Origin of the sequence: Nocardia araoensis NBRC 100135 (assembly GCF_000308435.1) — a bacterium.
Taxonomy (GTDB): domain Bacteria; phylum Actinomycetota; class Actinomycetes; order Mycobacteriales; family Mycobacteriaceae; genus Nocardia; species Nocardia araoensis.
On record NZ_BAFR01000129.1, the window covers coordinates 1 to 13,999 of the forward strand.

The following is a 13,999-nucleotide window of genomic DNA, read 5'->3' on the forward strand; positions in this document are numbered from 1 at the left end:
GCGGACAATCGAACCCGGCGTGGTGGCACGGATCCTCGACGACGTCCACCGGCGCTGCCGGGACGACCGGTCCGGAACGCCGGCCGACTACATCCCGGAACCGGCCGCCGTCCAACTCGATTCGTTCGCCATCTGCGTGGATCCTCGACGGCGACCCGGACGAGGCGGTCGATCGTTGTTTCCGGCAGTGCTCGGTCACCGTGACCTGCGAGGATCTGGCGTTGATGGCCGCGTCGCCGGCGAACGACGGGCGCAATCCGGTCACCGGGGAGCAGGCGGCCTCGGCGGCGCTGACCGAACAGGTCCTCAGCGTCATGACCACCTGCGGCATGCTCGCCGCCGAGGCCTTCGAGCAGATCGACGCGGCGGTACGGGCGATCGCGGCCCGCGGCGGCGACTATTGAAGCGGGCACGATGGTGCGGTACGCATCGACGGCGATCGACGAGGAGAGCTCCGTGGGCAAGAACACCGATTCGAGCGCAGGCACCGTCACCGCCTACGGGCACGGCACCGCCCGCGCCGTCCCCGACCTGATGCGGGTGACGATCTCGGTCGAATCACGCGCGAGCAAGGTCGCCCTCGCCTACAGCCGGGCCGGTGAGCGCGTGGCCGCGGTCGCGCGATCACTGCGCTCCGATGGCGTCGACGGCGCGGACATCGCTACCAGCGGACTCTCGGTACAGACCGAGACGGTGTGGACCGAGGGACAGGGCAACCGCGTCACGGGGTACCTGGCGAGCACCTCGCTGACGGTCACGTTGCGCGATATCGGCGCGGACGCCGATCCCGGCCCCGGCACGATCATCGCAGGCTGCGTCGAGGCAGGCGGGGACGACGTCCGTCTCGGCGGTCTCGTCCTCGCCTTCGCCGACCAGGAAGGCTTGCTCACCCGCGCCCGCGACGCCGCGTGGGACAACGCCCTCGCCAAGGCCGAGCAATACGCCCGGCGGGCGCGGCGCTCGCTCGGCGAGGTCGTCCAGATCACGGAGGACACCGCCGCCGCACCTCCGATTCCGCGCGCACAGGGCATGTCCGCTCCGATGGAGGCCTACCGCGCCGTCGCCATCCCGGTCGAGCTGGGCGAGAGCGAGATCACCGCGGACATCCGCGTCACTTGGCAGCTGGACTGACGCGATGCGCGTCGGGTGCGCCGCCGCACATCAGTCCGCCAGGAACTCCACCCGGTTTCCCACGGCGTCGTGCGTGTGGAACCGTCGCCGACCCGGAATCTCCGCCGGATCGGCCCAGACGACCGGATATCCGGCCGCAGAGACCGCCGCGGCGACGGCATCGATGTCGACGACGAACGCCGGATGCGCCTTGCCGGCCGGGCGGAAGTCGGCTTCCACGCCGATGTGCAGTTCTCCGTCCGGGCCACCGCGGCCGGGGACACGGAACCAGCAACCGCCCCGTGCGGCCAGCAGCGGTGGCTTCGGGAGTTCGGTCCATCCGAGCACTCCGGTACAGAAGCCGCGCTGCCGGTCTTCCGCGCCTGGGGGGCAGCACAATTGGACGTGATGGATCATGGTTCCCTCGTGCCCCGGATCCGGTTCAGGAACCGTGGCCGAGGCCTCGCACCAGCAGGGTGACGGTGTCCGCTCCGGCGTGCCGATCCTTCGAGATCTCCTGGTACTCCGGCGAGTCGGCCCAGGCCCGGAAGGACTGCTCGTCCGGGAAGGAGATCAGCACCACCTTTTCGCGATCGGTGACGCCCTCGATGGTCTGCGGGGACTCGTCGGCGGCCAGCAGCGTCCCGTTGTAGCGGACGAAGACGTCCAGGAAGCGCGCCTGGTAGCGGTCGTAGGCGGCGCGATCGGTGAACTTCAGTTGGGCAATTGCGTACACGGTCATGGCTGTGACTCTAATTGGACGGCCGGGCGGCACCGCACGGATTCGGCGGCGCCGCCCCCGAATCCACCGCTGCGCCGGACCCGGCGTGCCTATATTGAGGTCGTCACCGCTCAGGAGGTCGCATGTCGTTCGTGCTCATCGACAAACCACGGCCGCATATCGCCCTGGTGACGCTCAATCGGCCCGAACGCATGAACGCGATGGCGTTCGACGTGATGATCCCGCTGCGCGAAGCGCTGGAGCAGGTGCGCGCCGACAACGACGTGCGGGTCGTCGTGCTGACCGGCGCCGGCCACGGTTTCTGCTCCGGAGCCGACCTGACCGGCGCGGGAAAGGTGCCGAACGTCGACGGACTGACCGTCACCAGTGTCGCGCGCCGGTCGATGGATCTGCTCAACGACGTGCTGATCACGCTGCGGCGGATGCACCAGCCGGTGATCGCCGCGGTCAACGGCGCGGCCATCGGCGGCGGGCTCTGCCTGGCAGTCGGCACCGATATCCGGATCGCCGCCGAAGACGCGTACTTCCGCGCCGCGGGCATCAACAACGGCCTCACCTCGGCCGAACTGGGTCTCAGCTATCTGCTGCCCCGCGCGGTCGGCGCGTCGCGGGCGTTCGAGATCATGCTGTCCGGCCGCGACGTCGACGCGACCGAAGCCGAGCGCATCGGCTTGGTCTCCCGCACGGTTCCGGCGGCGAAGTTGCTCGATACCTGCTACGACCTGGCCGAACGCATCATCGGCTTCAGCCGGGTCGGCACCGAGCTCACCAAGCGCATGCTGTGGAGCGGTATGGAGGCGGGCGGATTCGAATCGCACATGCAGCACGAAGGCACGGCGCAGCTGTACGTCCGCCTCACCACCGGCAATTTCGACGAAGCGATCCGCGCCCGCCGCGACCGCAGACCGCCGGTCTACGAGGACTGACCGCTCAGCGTTCCAGCAGCGCGAGGCATTCCACGTGGTGCGTCGCGGGGAAGGCGTCGAAGGCGCGCAGATCGCCGAGCCGATAGCCCGCGGCCCGATACAGGCCGAGATCGCGGGCGAACGCGGCGGGATCGCAGCCGACATGGATGATCCGCGTAGGCCCGCTTGCGGTGACCGCGCCGATCACCTCCTTGCCCGCACCCGCGCGCGGCGGATCGAGCACGACGACGTCCGGGGCGGCCGCACCGACGTGCTCGCGCACCCAGCGCTCCACCCGCTGGGCCCGCAGTTCCACCCAGGGCAGGTCGCGCAACGCCGCGGCGCCGTCGGCCACGGCAGGCCGGGCGGATTCCACCGCGAGCACCACACCGGTCCGTCCGGCCAGCTCGGCGAGGCGCGCGGCGAACACCCCGGCGCCGCTGTAGAGATCCCAGGCCCGCCCGCCGGGCCCGAGTTGCGACCATTCCGCGACGAGGTCCGAATAGTGTTGCGCCGCACCGCGATGCGCTTGCCAGAAGCCCGTCGCCGCGACCTCCCACCGGCGGCCCGCCACGTACTCGACCGCGCGCCCGCTGCCCTCGAACACCCACTCGTCGCGCGCCGCGTGCGCCGCGGCACGCCGTGCGGACGCCGCGCGCCGGTCGTCGCGGTGAGCGGACTCCGCGGTGGACCGCTCTCCACCGCGCCGTCCCCCACGCTGATCACGCCCGTGCGGCCGGTCGCGGCGACCGCCTCCGCGCCGATCCCGGCTGCCCGGCTCCGATCGCCGCCCACTCCCGCCGGGGCCGCGCCGATCCCCGCCGCGGTTGTCCGGCTCCGTCTCGGCGGCGGGCGCGAGCTCGACGACGTGCCGGATCCCGTCACCGTCCACCGCGATGACCAGATCGGCGCCGGGCGTCCACCGCCGGTCCGCGATCCCGTCCAACGCTCCCTCGACCGGTTGCGGGCACCGCAGATCCGCGATTACATCGGTGCTGCGGTAGCGGTGCACGCCCGCACGACCATGGGCGTCGACCGCGAGGCGCACGCGGGTACGCCACCCGCCGACCTCGTCGCCGGGCCCGATCGGCTCCACCACCACTTCCCGCTCGATCCCGGCCAGCCGCCGCAACTGTTCGGCGACCACCGCGGCCTTCAGCGCGCGCTGGGCCACCGGCGTGGCGAAGGAGAAATCGCAGCAGCCCGCGCCACCGGGGCCGGACACCGGGCAGGTGGCCGACACTCGATCCGGGGACGGCTCGAGCACCTCGACCGCGTCGCCACGGCAGAACGAGCCGCCGCGATCCTCGGTGACCCGGACCCGCACCAGCTCGCCGGGCAGGCCGTGGCGGACGAACACCACACGCCCCTCGTGCCGCGCGACACAGAAGCCGCCGTGACCCGGCGGCCCGAGCCGTGCCTCGAAAGTGCCGGTCCGCCCATCGCTCATGCCGAATGCTCCGCGGACGTCATGTCCGGTCCTCGTACCCGCGGCGCACCGCGCCCGGAGCGTTCACCACACCGGGTGTCCTCGCCCGCGCGGAGGAACTCAACTGCCACGGCACGCTGGTCACCATCACGCCCGGCTCGAACAGCAGCCTGCCCTTCAAACGCAGCGCGCTCTGGTTGTGCAGCACCTGCTCCCACCAGTGGCCCACCACGTATTCGGGGATGAACACGGTCACCACGTCGCGCGGGGCGTCCTTGCGCACGCGCTTCACATAATCGAGCACCGGCTTGGTGATCTCGCGATAGGGCGATTCGATCACCTTGAGCGGCACCGTGATATCGCTGTTCTCCCATTCCCGCACCAGCGCCCTGGTGTCGGCCTCGTCGACGTTCACCGTGACCGCCTCCAGCGTGTCCGGACGACTGGCGCGCGCGTAGGCGAGGGCGCGGCGGGTCGGCAGATGCAGCCGGGAGACCAGCACGATGGAGTGCGAGCGGCTGGGCAGCACGCCGTCCCACTCCTGCTCCTCCAGCTCGCGCGAGACCGAATCGTAGTGCCTGCGAATCATCTTCATCACGATGAAGATCGCCACCATGGTGAAGATGGCGATGTAGGCGCCCGCGAAGAACTTGGTGATCAGCACGATCACCAGCACCGCTCCGGTCGCGCTCAGACCGACCGCGTTGATCACCCGCGATCGCTTCATCCGCGCACGCTGCGCCGGGTCGGTCTCGGTGCGCAGCAGGCGGGTCCAGTGCCGCAGCATGCCGGTCTGGCTGAGCACGAACGAGACGAACACGCCGACGATGTACAGCTGGATCAGCTTGGTCACCTCGGCGCCGAACAGCACCACGAACGCGATGGCCGCGCCGGAGAGGAACAGGATGCCGTTGCTGAACGCCAGCCGATCGCCTCGGGTGTGCAGCTGGCGCGGCAGGTAGCGGTCCTGCGCCAAGATCGAGCCGAGCACCGGGAACCCGTTGAACGCGGTGTTCGCGGCGAGCACCAGAATCAGCGCGGTCACCGTCGTGATGAAGAAGAACCCCAGCGGGAATCCCTCGAACACGGTCTCGGCCAGCTGCGCGATCAGCGTCTTCTGGTGGTAGTCCGACGGTGCGCCGGTCAGGTCGGCGACGTCGTGCGCGTAGACGACCCCGATCTTCTGGGCGAGGATGATGATGCCCATCAGCAACACGATCGCGATCGTGCCGAGCATCAGCAAGGTGGTGGCGGCATTGCGCGACTTGGGTTTGCGGAACGCGGGCACACCGTTGCTGATCGCCTCCACGCCGGTCAGCGCGGCGCAGCCGGAGGAGAACGAGCGTGCGATGAGGAAGGCGAACGCCAGCCCGTAGAGGTGCTCGTGCTCGGCGATCAGGCCGAAGCCCGCCGATTCGGCCCGCAGGTCCTCTCCGAGTACGAAGATCCGGAACAGGCCCCAGCCCAGCATGATGAACATGCCGATGATGAACGCGTAAGTCGGAATCGCGAACGCCGTGCCCGACTCCCGCACACCGCGCAGATTGATCGCGGTCAACAGGGCGATGGCGACGACGGCGAACAGCACCTTGTGCGTCGCGACGAACGGGATGGCCGAGCCGATGTTGGACGCGGCCGAGGAGATCGACACCGCGACGGTGAGCACGTAGTCGACCAGCAGCGCGCTGCCGACGGTCAAGCCCGCGTTCGGCCCCAGATTGGTGGTGGCGACCTCGTAGTCGCCGCCGCCGGACGGGTAGGCGTGCACGTTCTGCCGGTAACTGGCCACCACGACAGCCATGACGAACGCGACGGCCAATCCGACCCACGGGGCGTACAGGTAGGCCGCGACCCCCGCGGCCGAAAGCACGAGGAAGATCTCTTCGGGGGCGTAGGCGACCGATGACATGGCATCGGAAGCGAACACCGGGAGCGCGATTCGCTTCGGCAGCAGCGTGTGGCCCAGCGAGTCGCTACGGAAAGGCCTGCCCAGCAGCACTCGCTTCGCTGCCGTCGTCAACTTGGACACTGGAGCGAGCATAGGCCCCCGCACAGTGGATCGCGCGGGTGGCTCGCAGGTTTGCTCGCCGGCTGGAGGGGGAACGTGGCCGGTGGAATCATTCGACGGGTAGCGTTCGACCGAATGGCGAAGCAGACCGAACACCACGGTTCCAGGAACGAGGTTGCACGGTGTACGTAGTGATCATGGGGTGCGGGCGCGTCGGCTCGTCGCTGGCCCATGCCCTGGTCCGCGTAGGTCATGACGTCACCGTGATCGATCGGGACTCCAGTGCCTTTCTACGCCTGGGATCCGATTTCCCCGGTGAGCGGGTGACCGGCGTCGGATTCGATCGAGATGTGCTGATAAAGGCGGGAATCGAGCGGGCGGACGCGTTCGCGGCGGTCTCCTCCGGCGACAACTCGAACATCATCTCCGCCCGGGTCGCCCGGGAGATGTTCGGCGTGGAGCGCGTGGTGGCCCGCATCTACGACGCCAAGCGCGCCGCGGTCTACGAGCGGCTCGGCATCCCGACCATCGCCACGGTCCCGTGGACCACCGACCGCTTCCTGCGCGCGCTCGTCGGCGACACCGGCACCACCACGTGGCGCGACCCCACCGGGACGGTCGCCGTGACCCAGCTGACGCTGCACGAGGAGTGGTACGGCCGCACCGTGCGCGATCTGGAGCAGACCGTCGCCGCCCGGGTCGCGTTCATCATCCGGTTCGGCCGGGCAGTGCTCCCCGACAGCAAGACGATCATCCAGGCCGACGACATCGTCTATGTGGCCGCCGCATCCGGCGCCGTGGGCGAGACCGTCGCCCTGGCCGGGAAGCCCCCAGCGAGCGAGGACTGAACATGAAGGTGGCCATCGCCGGAGCAGGCGCCGTCGGCCGATCGATCGCCAGGGAACTCCTGCGCGGCGGGCATCGGGTCATGCTGCTGGAGCGTGAGCTCGAGCACATCGACGCCGCCGCGATCCCCGATGCGGTCTGGGTTCACGCCGACGCGTGCGAACTGGCACTGCTGGAGCGGGCCGGTCTGGAGACCTACGAGGTGGTCATCGCGGCCACCGGGGACGACAAGGCGAACCTGGTGCACAGCCTGCTCGCCAAGACCGAGTTCGGGGTGCGCCGGGTGGTGGCGCGGGTGAACGATCCGCGCAACGAATGGCTCTTCGACGGTTCCTGGGGTGTGGACGTCGCGGTGTCCACACCCCGGCTGCTCGCCTCCCTGGTCGAGGAGGCGGTGTCCGTCGGAGATCTCGTGCGACTGATGACGCTGCGTCAGGGCCAGGCGAACCTGGTCGAGATGACGCTGCCCGCGGACACCTCCCTGGCGGGCAAACCCGTGCGCACCCTCACGCTGCCGCGGGACGCCGCCCTGGTGACCATCCTGCGCGGCGGGCGCGTGATCGTGCCGCAGCCGGACGACGCGCTGGAAGGCGACGACGAGCTGCTCTTCGTGACCTCGGTGGAGGCCGAGGAGGATCTCCGGCTGGAACTCGCCAACCACGGCATCAGGCCATAACTCCCCGTATACGGCCGGACGCGTGTCCTCGGCGAAGCACCGCCGGAGCACTACGCGGCCGGCTTCAGCTCCGCGCGCAGTTTGTTCAGTGCGCGGTGCTGCATCACCCGGACCACGCCCGGACTGGTGCCGATGGCCTCGGCGGTCTCCGCCGCCGACCAGCCGAGCACGATGCGCATCACCAGCACCTCGCGGTGCGCCGGCGCCAGCACCTTCATGAGTTCCTTTGCGGCAGCGCGGCTTTCGGAGGCCAGCGCCCACTCCTCGGGTCCGGCCGCGGAGGAGGCGTAGTCCGGGACGTCGGCCACCGGGTAGGCCGGGTGCTGCTGCGAGCGGCGGAACGCGTCGGCGACCTTGTTGGCCGCGATGCCGTAGACGAAGGCCAGGAACGACTTGCCCTGGTCGCGGTAGCGCGGGATGGCGTTGACGGTGGCCAGCAGGACCTCCTGCACCACGTCGTCGGCGGTGACCTGCAGATGGGCCGTGTTTCCGAGGCGCGCGCCGCAGTAGCGCCGCACCAGCGGGTGAACGATCCGGATGATCTCGGAGACCGCTCGGCGATCGCCACCGGCCGCCGGACCGATCAGCTTGTCCAGTTCGGCCGAGATCCGCTTGCTCTCCGAGAGCGCGGGGTTGTGCTTGGCGGGCAGCGCCGCGGTGTTGTGCTCGGTAGCCACGTCCGAGTCCTTTCTCGCCGATCAGTGCGTGTTTTCGGTACGCATAGATCGTCTGATGAACTCGGTAGGGCAACCAGGCACCTTAGGGTGGGGAAGCACCCACCTCGGCGGTGGGGATCTCCCACCCCTGTGGTTTTCGCCGGAAGGCTGCGGAGGGTTAACGCTCAGGCGGGTTCGGTCGCGCGCACCGACTTGGCCGGCAGGTGGCCGGCCCGGCGCACGGCCCAGATCGTGACGGCCAGCGCCACCGCGGTCAGCGGCCAGCCCATCGCGATGCGGGCGAAGGCGAGCCAGCCGGTGCGGTCGGTGTCGTACAGCTCCGACTGCACCAGGTAGCGCGCGCCGAACACGAGGATCCAGGTGGTGGTGGCCAGGTCGTAGAGGCGCACCGAGCGCGGATCGGACCGCCAGTCGGAGCCGTGGCCGTTCAGCACGCCCCAGATCACGCCGACCAGCGGCCTGCGCACCAGGATGGACGCGAGGAACACCCCGGCGTAGACGAGGCTGGTGTAGATGCCGAAGAGGAAGAACCCCTTGGCCTCGCCCATCCGGTAGGCGATGAAGGCGCAGATGCCGACGCCGAAGAAGCCCGAGATGGCGGGTTGGAGGGGATCGCGCCGCACCAGACGCCAGAGGAAGATGGCGGCGGCCACCCCGAGGGCCGACCAGATCGCGGCGGCCAGCCCGGCGACGCTGTTCACGGGAACGAACACGACAACGGGGAGTGTCGAGTAGATCAGGCCGCTGAAGCCGCCCAGTTGTTCGAGGAGGGTCTGCTCGGCGCGTTCCTCGTCACGATCGGGCGAGTCGAGCCCGGTGCGGTCGTCCGATCCTGCGTTGTCGTTGCTCAATGGCATACGTCAGCTGTTCCCGCGCAATTCGTAGTAGGGGTTGAAGATCACTTTGCGGCCGTCGCGGTCGCCGACCCGGCCACGGACGAGGATGCGCCTGCCCGGCTCGATGCCGGGAATGCGCCTGCGCCCGATCCAGACCAGCGTAATCGCGTCGGTGCCGTCGAAGAACTCGGCCTGGACGCTGGCGCCCGCCGACTTGGGACACGCTTCGACACTGCGGAGCCTACCGAGCATGGTGGCCTCGTCACCACGCCGACACTCCGACGCGCGAGATGCGCCCGAGGCCTCGGATGTCTCGGCCAGTTCCTCGGCATCCAGCTGATCGATGTCTTCGGTCAGCCTGCGGCCCAGACGTCGAAAATACCCTGAGGCTGCGGATGACATTGTGCACGCTCTCCTGCATAGAGCAGATGGCGTGGGTCGCACACCATCGTGAGGGATCCGATCCGCACGGCCTGTCGCGGCCGTACAACGCCACTGTAGATGGGCCGGGCAACCCCCGCTACGCTCGGACCGATGTTCGACTCCCCACACCCCGCTCGCGTCGTGGCGCTACCCGGCACCGGGTCCGACGCCGATTTCGCCAGGCGCGCCTTCGGGCCCGCGAGCGCTGCACGCGGCCTGGATTTCGTCGCGGTGGAACCCGACCCCCGCCGGGTGGTGGCGAGCTGCCGAGCAGCGCTCGACGCGGCGACGGACTCGGCCCCGGTGCTGGTGGCGGGCATCTCGCTCGGCGCGGCGATCGCACTGGAGTGGGCCGCCGAGCACCCGGACCGCGTCGTCGGGGTCGTGGCGGCGCTGCCCGCCTGGACCGGACCCGACACCGCCGCCTGCCCCGCGGCGCTGAGCGCGGCGGCCACCGCGGTGCAACTGCGCGCGGACGGTCTGGACCAGGTGATCGACCGGATGCGGTCCAGCAGCCCGCGGTGGCTGGCGGACGCGCTGACCCGGTCCTGGCGGGCACAGTGGCCGAATCTCCCGCGGGCGCTCGAGGAGGCCGCGGACTACAAGTGGCCCGATGCCGAGGTGCTGTCGGCTTTCCACCTGCCGCTCGCGGTGGTCACCGCGGTCGACGACCCGGTGCACCCGCGTGCGGTCGCCGAGGAGTGGGCGGCGCTGGCCCCGCGCTCATACCTGCACCGGATCACCCTGGACGAGCTCGGCGCCGACCCCGCGATCCTGGGACACGCGGGTATCGGCGCCTTCGGGTGAGATCGTCCGCTCAGTTCAGGCCGAGTTGCTGCATGGCCGATCCGTCCGCGCCACGGCGCGGGCCCTGCGGCATCCGCGGCACCACCGGTTGCGCACCGGTCTGCGCCGCCACCTGCGCGGCCATCGCCTGCTGCTGAGCTTCCACCTGCTGCTGATGGGCCGCGGCCAGTTGCTCGGCGAGCTGCTGCGGCAGCACCACGGGCAGCGGGTCGCGCACCGGCAGCGGATCCTCACCGCGCCGCACGACCGTCTCGCTCAGAATCGCCCGCGCCGCCTTGACCAGTGGGCTGCCGTCGTTCGCCGCGCCGGAGGGACCCGCGGCGACCAGCCGCACCATCCAGCGGTAGCCGTCCACGCCGATGAAACGCAGGTCCGCGCCTTCGGTCAGGGCCAGCAACTCCCGGCCCCACGGCCCGTTCTCGACCGACACCCTGGCGCCGTCCTTGCGCAGCGAGTCCGCGAGATCGGCGGCGACCAGCCGCCATTGGCCGGAGGTCTTCGGCGCGGCGTAGGCCGCGACGGTGATCCGGCCGTGCTCGGTGGCCAGGTGCACCGCCTGCGGCTGGCCCTCGGGGTTCATCTCGACCTGCAGCTGACCGCCGGGCGGGACCGGCAGCAGCACCGACCCGAGATCCAGCCGCTGTTCGGATACCGAATCCAGCAGGTCGGCGACCTCGTCGTAGTCGTAGGGGCCGGGCTTGCCGTGCGGCCGTTCGACGTCCATATCGACGCCCTCGTACGAGCGCTCGTCGGTGGGGGCGTCGTCGTAGAAATCGTCGTCGTACTCGTAGGCGGACTCGCCCTCGTAGCCGGAGTCGTAGTCGGTGTAGTCCTCCGCCTCGTCGTACCGGTCGTCCGCGGCCCGGCTCGACTTCTTTCGCTTTCCGAACATTCTCGTCATGCCTCCTCGCCGGTAGCCCGGCCCACCCCGTTGGTCTGCGCGGTCAGGCTCGCGTGACCGCCGCTGGAGCCATAGCCGCCCGCTCCCCTCGTCGTCTCGTCGAGCGAGTCGACCTCCACGAAATTCACCAGCTCCACCCGCTGCACCAGCAGTTGCGCGATCCGGTCACCGCGCCGCAACTCGATCGGCGTGCGCGGGTCGTGGTTGATCAGGCACACCTTGATCTCGCCCCGGTACCCCGCGTCGACCGTGCCCGGGGTGTTCACCACCGACAGCCCGGCCTTGGCCGCCAGACCCGAGCGCGGATGGATCAGGCCGACGGTACCGATCGGCAGCGCGACGGCGACGCCGGTGCCGACCAGCACCCGCTCCCCCGGCTCCAGGATGACGTCTTGCGTGGTGCACAGATCCACGCCCGCGTCGCCCGCATGGGCACGCGTTGGCAGGGGTATGCCGGGGTCCAACCGCAGCAAGGGTATGGGTGAAAGTGCGCTCACGTTGGACGAGCCTACGCGTAGGCTGTTTGCCCTCGTGACTTAGTGTTGACTCGTGTCGGACCAGCCCAATCCCATGACCGCGGACGAGAAAGCGCAGCCTGCGCAGCGATATCGGGAGCGCCTGTGGGTGCCGCTGTGGTGGTGGCCGGTGGCGTTCGCCGTCACCGGATTGCTCGCGGCGGAGATCCACATGGGTGCGCCCGGATTGCGTGCGTGGCTGCCCTACGTGCTGCTGTTCCCGGTGCCGGTCTGGGTGCTGCTGTGGCTGAGCCGCCACCGCGTCGAAGTGGCGCCGGATGCGAACGGCACACCGGAGCTGCGCGCCGATCGGGCGCATCTTCCGGTGAATTTCGTCGCCCGCGCGGCCGCTGTCGCCCCCACCGCGAAAAGCGCGGCGCTGGGTCGCCAGCTCGACCCCGCCGCCTATGTCCAGCATCGCCCCTGGGTCGGGCCGATGGTCTTGCTCGTGCTCGACGACCCGGACGATCCGACGCCGTACTGGCTGGTCAGTACGCGGCGGCCCGAACGGGTCCTCGCCGCGCTCGGTCTACCGAGCGCGGGCTGACACTGTTGTTTCGATCTCGTCGAGATCAGGCGGCGCAATCCATGCAGATCATCTGACCGCCCTTCTCACTGGCCAGCCTGCTCCGGTGATGAACCAGGAAACAGCTGGAACAGGTGAACTCGTCGGCCTGCTTCGGGATCACCCGAACCGTCAGCACTTCCTCGGACAGGTCGGCGCCGGGAAGCTCGAACGACTCCGCGGTATCGGATTCGTCGATATCCACGACGGCGGACTGTGCCTCGTTACGACGAGCCTTCAGCTCCTCCAGCGAATCCTCCGACACATCGTCGGATTCGGTGCGCCTCGGTGCGTCATAGTCGGTTGCCATGTCGTCTTCCCCTCGTCCTAACTCCGTATATCCCGGACCGGTCCGCTCACACCCGATTCCTGCCGGAATCGGCGCGACCGGTACCGCCCCGCCGGTGGTGCACGTCACACGTACACCGGTCGCCTATCAGGGCGGATCATGCCGATCCACTCCCGATAGCGCTGGGTAAACGCAGGACATGCCCTTCTTGTTCCCGCGACCGACCACTGATTTCCGCACCGGCGATTCGATCTGGGCCGCCAGACAATAGCGGACGCCGGAGCAAAAGTCGCAATCAAAACACAGCCGAGTCGAAAATGAGGGCCAATCGACACCATCCGTGGAACGCACCGAGACCTTGCGCCGCGACCCCGCCACATTTTCGTAGAGTGTGCTGGTGGTTTCACTGATCACCGAAGGTACCGCGACGGATTCGCAAGGTCGGCCGTATGCGCGACGCCGCCCCCAGCCCTGGCTCATCATGCTCGGCGTTCTCGCACTCATCTGCGGGATCGTCTGGATCAAAGCCCTCACGACGCACGACACCGACCACACCGCGATGGCGTGCAACTCGCCGAGCCCGGCCTCGGATCCCGGTGCGCCGCAACCGACTCCGCTCGGCCAGCGGGTCGGCGCGGGCCGGTTGCAGGACGTGGAACCCGCACCGCTCGCCGGGAGCAAGGTGCGCGTGCTGAACGCGAACAACCAGCGCGGCCAGGCCGCGCACGTCGCCGCTCAGCTCGGCGACCTCGGTTTCGCGAGCGCACCCGGAACGCAATACGGCAACGATTCGGTATACGTCAACGGCGACCTGGAGTGCACCGGACAGATCCGCTTCGGTGTCAACGGCCGTCCGGCCGCCGCGTCCGTTCAGCTGGTCGCGCCGTGCGCCGAGCTGATCGAGGATCAGCGCGGCGACGACACCGTCGATCTCGTGCTCGGCTCGCTGTTCCGGGACATCCGCCCCAGCAACGACGCCGAGGAAGTACTGCGTTCGCTCAAGAATCCGGCGCCGGGCAACTCCACATCCATCGATATCAAGCTGCTCGACGCCGCACGGCAAGCCCGCTGCTGATCACCGGTCCGGGATCGGCTCGGTAGCGCCGACCCGGGCCAGCAGTTCACCGAGCTCGACGGCGATGCCGGGCGCGGCGGCCACCACCAGGTCGCCGTCGGCGCCCGGCGCCGTCGCGGGCGGCAGCGTCAGCCGCGCGCCCGCCTCGGCGGCGATCAGCGCGCCCGCGCCCCAGTCCCAGGCGTTCAAGCCGTG

At 69.6% G+C, this 13,999-nt stretch carries 18 protein-coding genes and 1 pseudogene; 8 read left to right on the forward strand and 11 right to left on the reverse strand.

Annotated elements, in window-relative coordinates; genetic code table 11:
- Positions 1–404: glutaminase (locus ON21_RS41010; RefSeq protein WP_039799136.1), on the forward strand; the 404-nt coding region annotated here is incomplete at its 5' end.
- A 52-nt stretch (positions 405–456) separates the two neighbouring features.
- Positions 457–1,131: an SIMPL domain-containing protein gene (locus tag ON21_RS17265; RefSeq protein WP_039799155.1), complete on the forward strand. Its 675-nt coding sequence runs from the start codon at positions 457–459 to the stop codon at positions 1,129–1,131.
- Between the two features lie 30 nt (positions 1,132–1,161).
- Here ON21_RS17265 and ON21_RS17270 read toward each other — a convergent pair whose 3' ends face one another.
- Both ON21_RS17270 and ON21_RS17275 read right to left on the reverse strand, forming a co-directional pair.
- Positions 1,162–1,527 carry a VOC family protein gene (locus ON21_RS17270; RefSeq protein ID WP_039799138.1) on the reverse strand — a complete coding sequence of 122 codons (366 nt, stop codon included), beginning with the start codon at positions 1,525–1,527 and terminating at the stop codon, positions 1,162–1,164.
- A gap of 25 nt (positions 1,528–1,552) precedes the next feature.
- Entirely contained in the window at positions 1,553–1,852 is a 300-nt protein-coding gene (locus ON21_RS17275) for a DUF1330 domain-containing protein (RefSeq protein ID WP_039799139.1), read from the reverse strand.
- Positions 1,853–1,974: 122 nt separating this feature from the next.
- On the opposite strand from ON21_RS17275, the gene ON21_RS17280 reads away from it, so the two are divergent.
- On the forward strand, positions 1,975–2,778 hold the full coding sequence (locus ON21_RS17280) for an enoyl-CoA hydratase (protein WP_039799140.1): 804 nt from the start codon (positions 1,975–1,977) through the stop codon (positions 2,776–2,778).
- 4 nt (positions 2,779–2,782) lie between these two features.
- Here ON21_RS17280 and ON21_RS17285 read toward each other — a convergent pair whose 3' ends face one another.
- Both ON21_RS17285 and ON21_RS17290 read right to left on the reverse strand, forming a co-directional pair.
- Positions 2,783–4,207, reverse strand: a complete 1,425-nt coding sequence (locus tag ON21_RS17285; protein WP_039799142.1) for a class I SAM-dependent RNA methyltransferase — start codon at positions 4,205–4,207, stop codon at positions 2,783–2,785.
- A 19-nt stretch (positions 4,208–4,226) separates the two neighbouring features.
- Positions 4,227–6,215 carry an APC family permease gene (locus tag ON21_RS17290; protein WP_039799143.1) on the reverse strand — a complete coding sequence of 663 codons (1,989 nt, stop codon included), beginning with the start codon at positions 6,213–6,215 and terminating at the stop codon, positions 4,227–4,229.
- A 161-nt stretch (positions 6,216–6,376) separates the two neighbouring features.
- Here ON21_RS17290 and ON21_RS17295 point away from each other — a divergent pair, with 161 nt between their 5' ends.
- Together ON21_RS17295 and ON21_RS17300 are read left to right on the forward strand one after the other, a co-directional pair.
- Positions 6,377–7,042, forward strand: a complete 666-nt coding sequence (locus ON21_RS17295; protein ID WP_039799145.1) for a potassium channel family protein — start codon at positions 6,377–6,379, stop codon at positions 7,040–7,042.
- Between the two features lie 2 nt (positions 7,043–7,044).
- Positions 7,045–7,716, forward strand: coding sequence for a potassium channel family protein (locus ON21_RS17300; RefSeq protein ID WP_039799147.1), 672 nt, complete (start codon positions 7,045–7,047; stop codon positions 7,714–7,716).
- Positions 7,717–7,766: 50 nt separating this feature from the next.
- On the opposite strand, the gene ON21_RS17305 is transcribed toward ON21_RS17300, so the two are convergent.
- The 3 genes from ON21_RS17305 to ON21_RS17315 all read right to left on the reverse strand — a co-directional run bounded on the left by ON21_RS17305 (position 7,767) and on the right by ON21_RS17315 (position 9,631).
- The gene (locus ON21_RS17305; RefSeq protein ID WP_083880689.1) at positions 7,767–8,393 is read right to left on the reverse strand and encodes a sigma-70 family RNA polymerase sigma factor; all 627 of its coding nucleotides are present in this window, start codon (positions 8,391–8,393) and stop codon (positions 7,767–7,769) included.
- Between the two features lie 164 nt (positions 8,394–8,557).
- A complete protein-coding gene (locus ON21_RS17310; RefSeq protein ID WP_039799148.1) occupies positions 8,558–9,250 on the reverse strand; it encodes a DUF3159 domain-containing protein in 693 nt (230 codons plus the stop codon).
- A 3-nt stretch (positions 9,251–9,253) separates the two neighbouring features.
- Positions 9,254–9,631, reverse strand: coding sequence for an OB-fold nucleic acid binding domain-containing protein (locus ON21_RS17315; protein WP_039799149.1), 378 nt, complete (start codon positions 9,629–9,631; stop codon positions 9,254–9,256).
- A gap of 132 nt (positions 9,632–9,763) precedes the next feature.
- Between ON21_RS17315 and ON21_RS17320 the strand changes: the two genes are divergently transcribed.
- Positions 9,764–10,459 (forward strand): alpha/beta fold hydrolase, encoded by a 696-nt coding sequence (locus ON21_RS17320; RefSeq protein WP_039799150.1) that lies wholly within the window; start codon positions 9,764–9,766, stop codon positions 10,457–10,459.
- A gap of 10 nt (positions 10,460–10,469) precedes the next feature.
- Here the strand turns inward: ON21_RS17320 and ON21_RS17325 are convergent, their stop codons facing one another.
- Both ON21_RS17325 and dut read right to left on the reverse strand, forming a co-directional pair.
- The gene (locus ON21_RS17325; protein ID WP_039799151.1) at positions 10,470–11,351 is read right to left on the reverse strand and encodes a DUF3710 domain-containing protein; all 882 of its coding nucleotides are present in this window, start codon (positions 11,349–11,351) and stop codon (positions 10,470–10,472) included.
- A gap of 5 nt (positions 11,352–11,356) precedes the next feature.
- Complete coding sequence (gene dut, locus ON21_RS17330) at positions 11,357–11,857, reverse strand: dUTP diphosphatase (protein ID WP_039799152.1); 501 nt, start codon at positions 11,855–11,857, stop codon at positions 11,357–11,359.
- A gap of 73 nt (positions 11,858–11,930) precedes the next feature.
- Between dut and ON21_RS17335 the strand changes: the two genes are divergently transcribed.
- On the forward strand, positions 11,931–12,422 hold the full coding sequence (locus ON21_RS17335; RefSeq protein ID WP_051020898.1) for a DUF3093 domain-containing protein: 492 nt from the start codon (positions 11,931–11,933) through the stop codon (positions 12,420–12,422).
- A gap of 25 nt (positions 12,423–12,447) precedes the next feature.
- Here the strand turns inward: ON21_RS17335 and ON21_RS17340 are convergent, their stop codons facing one another.
- Positions 12,448–12,750: a DUF4193 domain-containing protein gene (locus tag ON21_RS17340; RefSeq protein ID WP_039799153.1), complete on the reverse strand. Its 303-nt coding sequence runs from the start codon at positions 12,748–12,750 to the stop codon at positions 12,448–12,450.
- 376 nt (positions 12,751–13,126) lie between these two features.
- Between ON21_RS17340 and cei the strand changes: the two genes are divergently transcribed.
- Complete coding sequence (gene cei / locus ON21_RS17345; RefSeq protein WP_039799160.1) at positions 13,127–13,804, forward strand: envelope integrity protein Cei; 678 nt, start codon at positions 13,127–13,129, stop codon at positions 13,802–13,804.
- Here cei and ON21_RS17350 read toward each other — a convergent pair.
- Positions 13,805–13,999: pseudogene (locus ON21_RS17350) on the reverse strand (inositol monophosphatase); the annotation flags it as partial. It abuts the gene before it with no gap.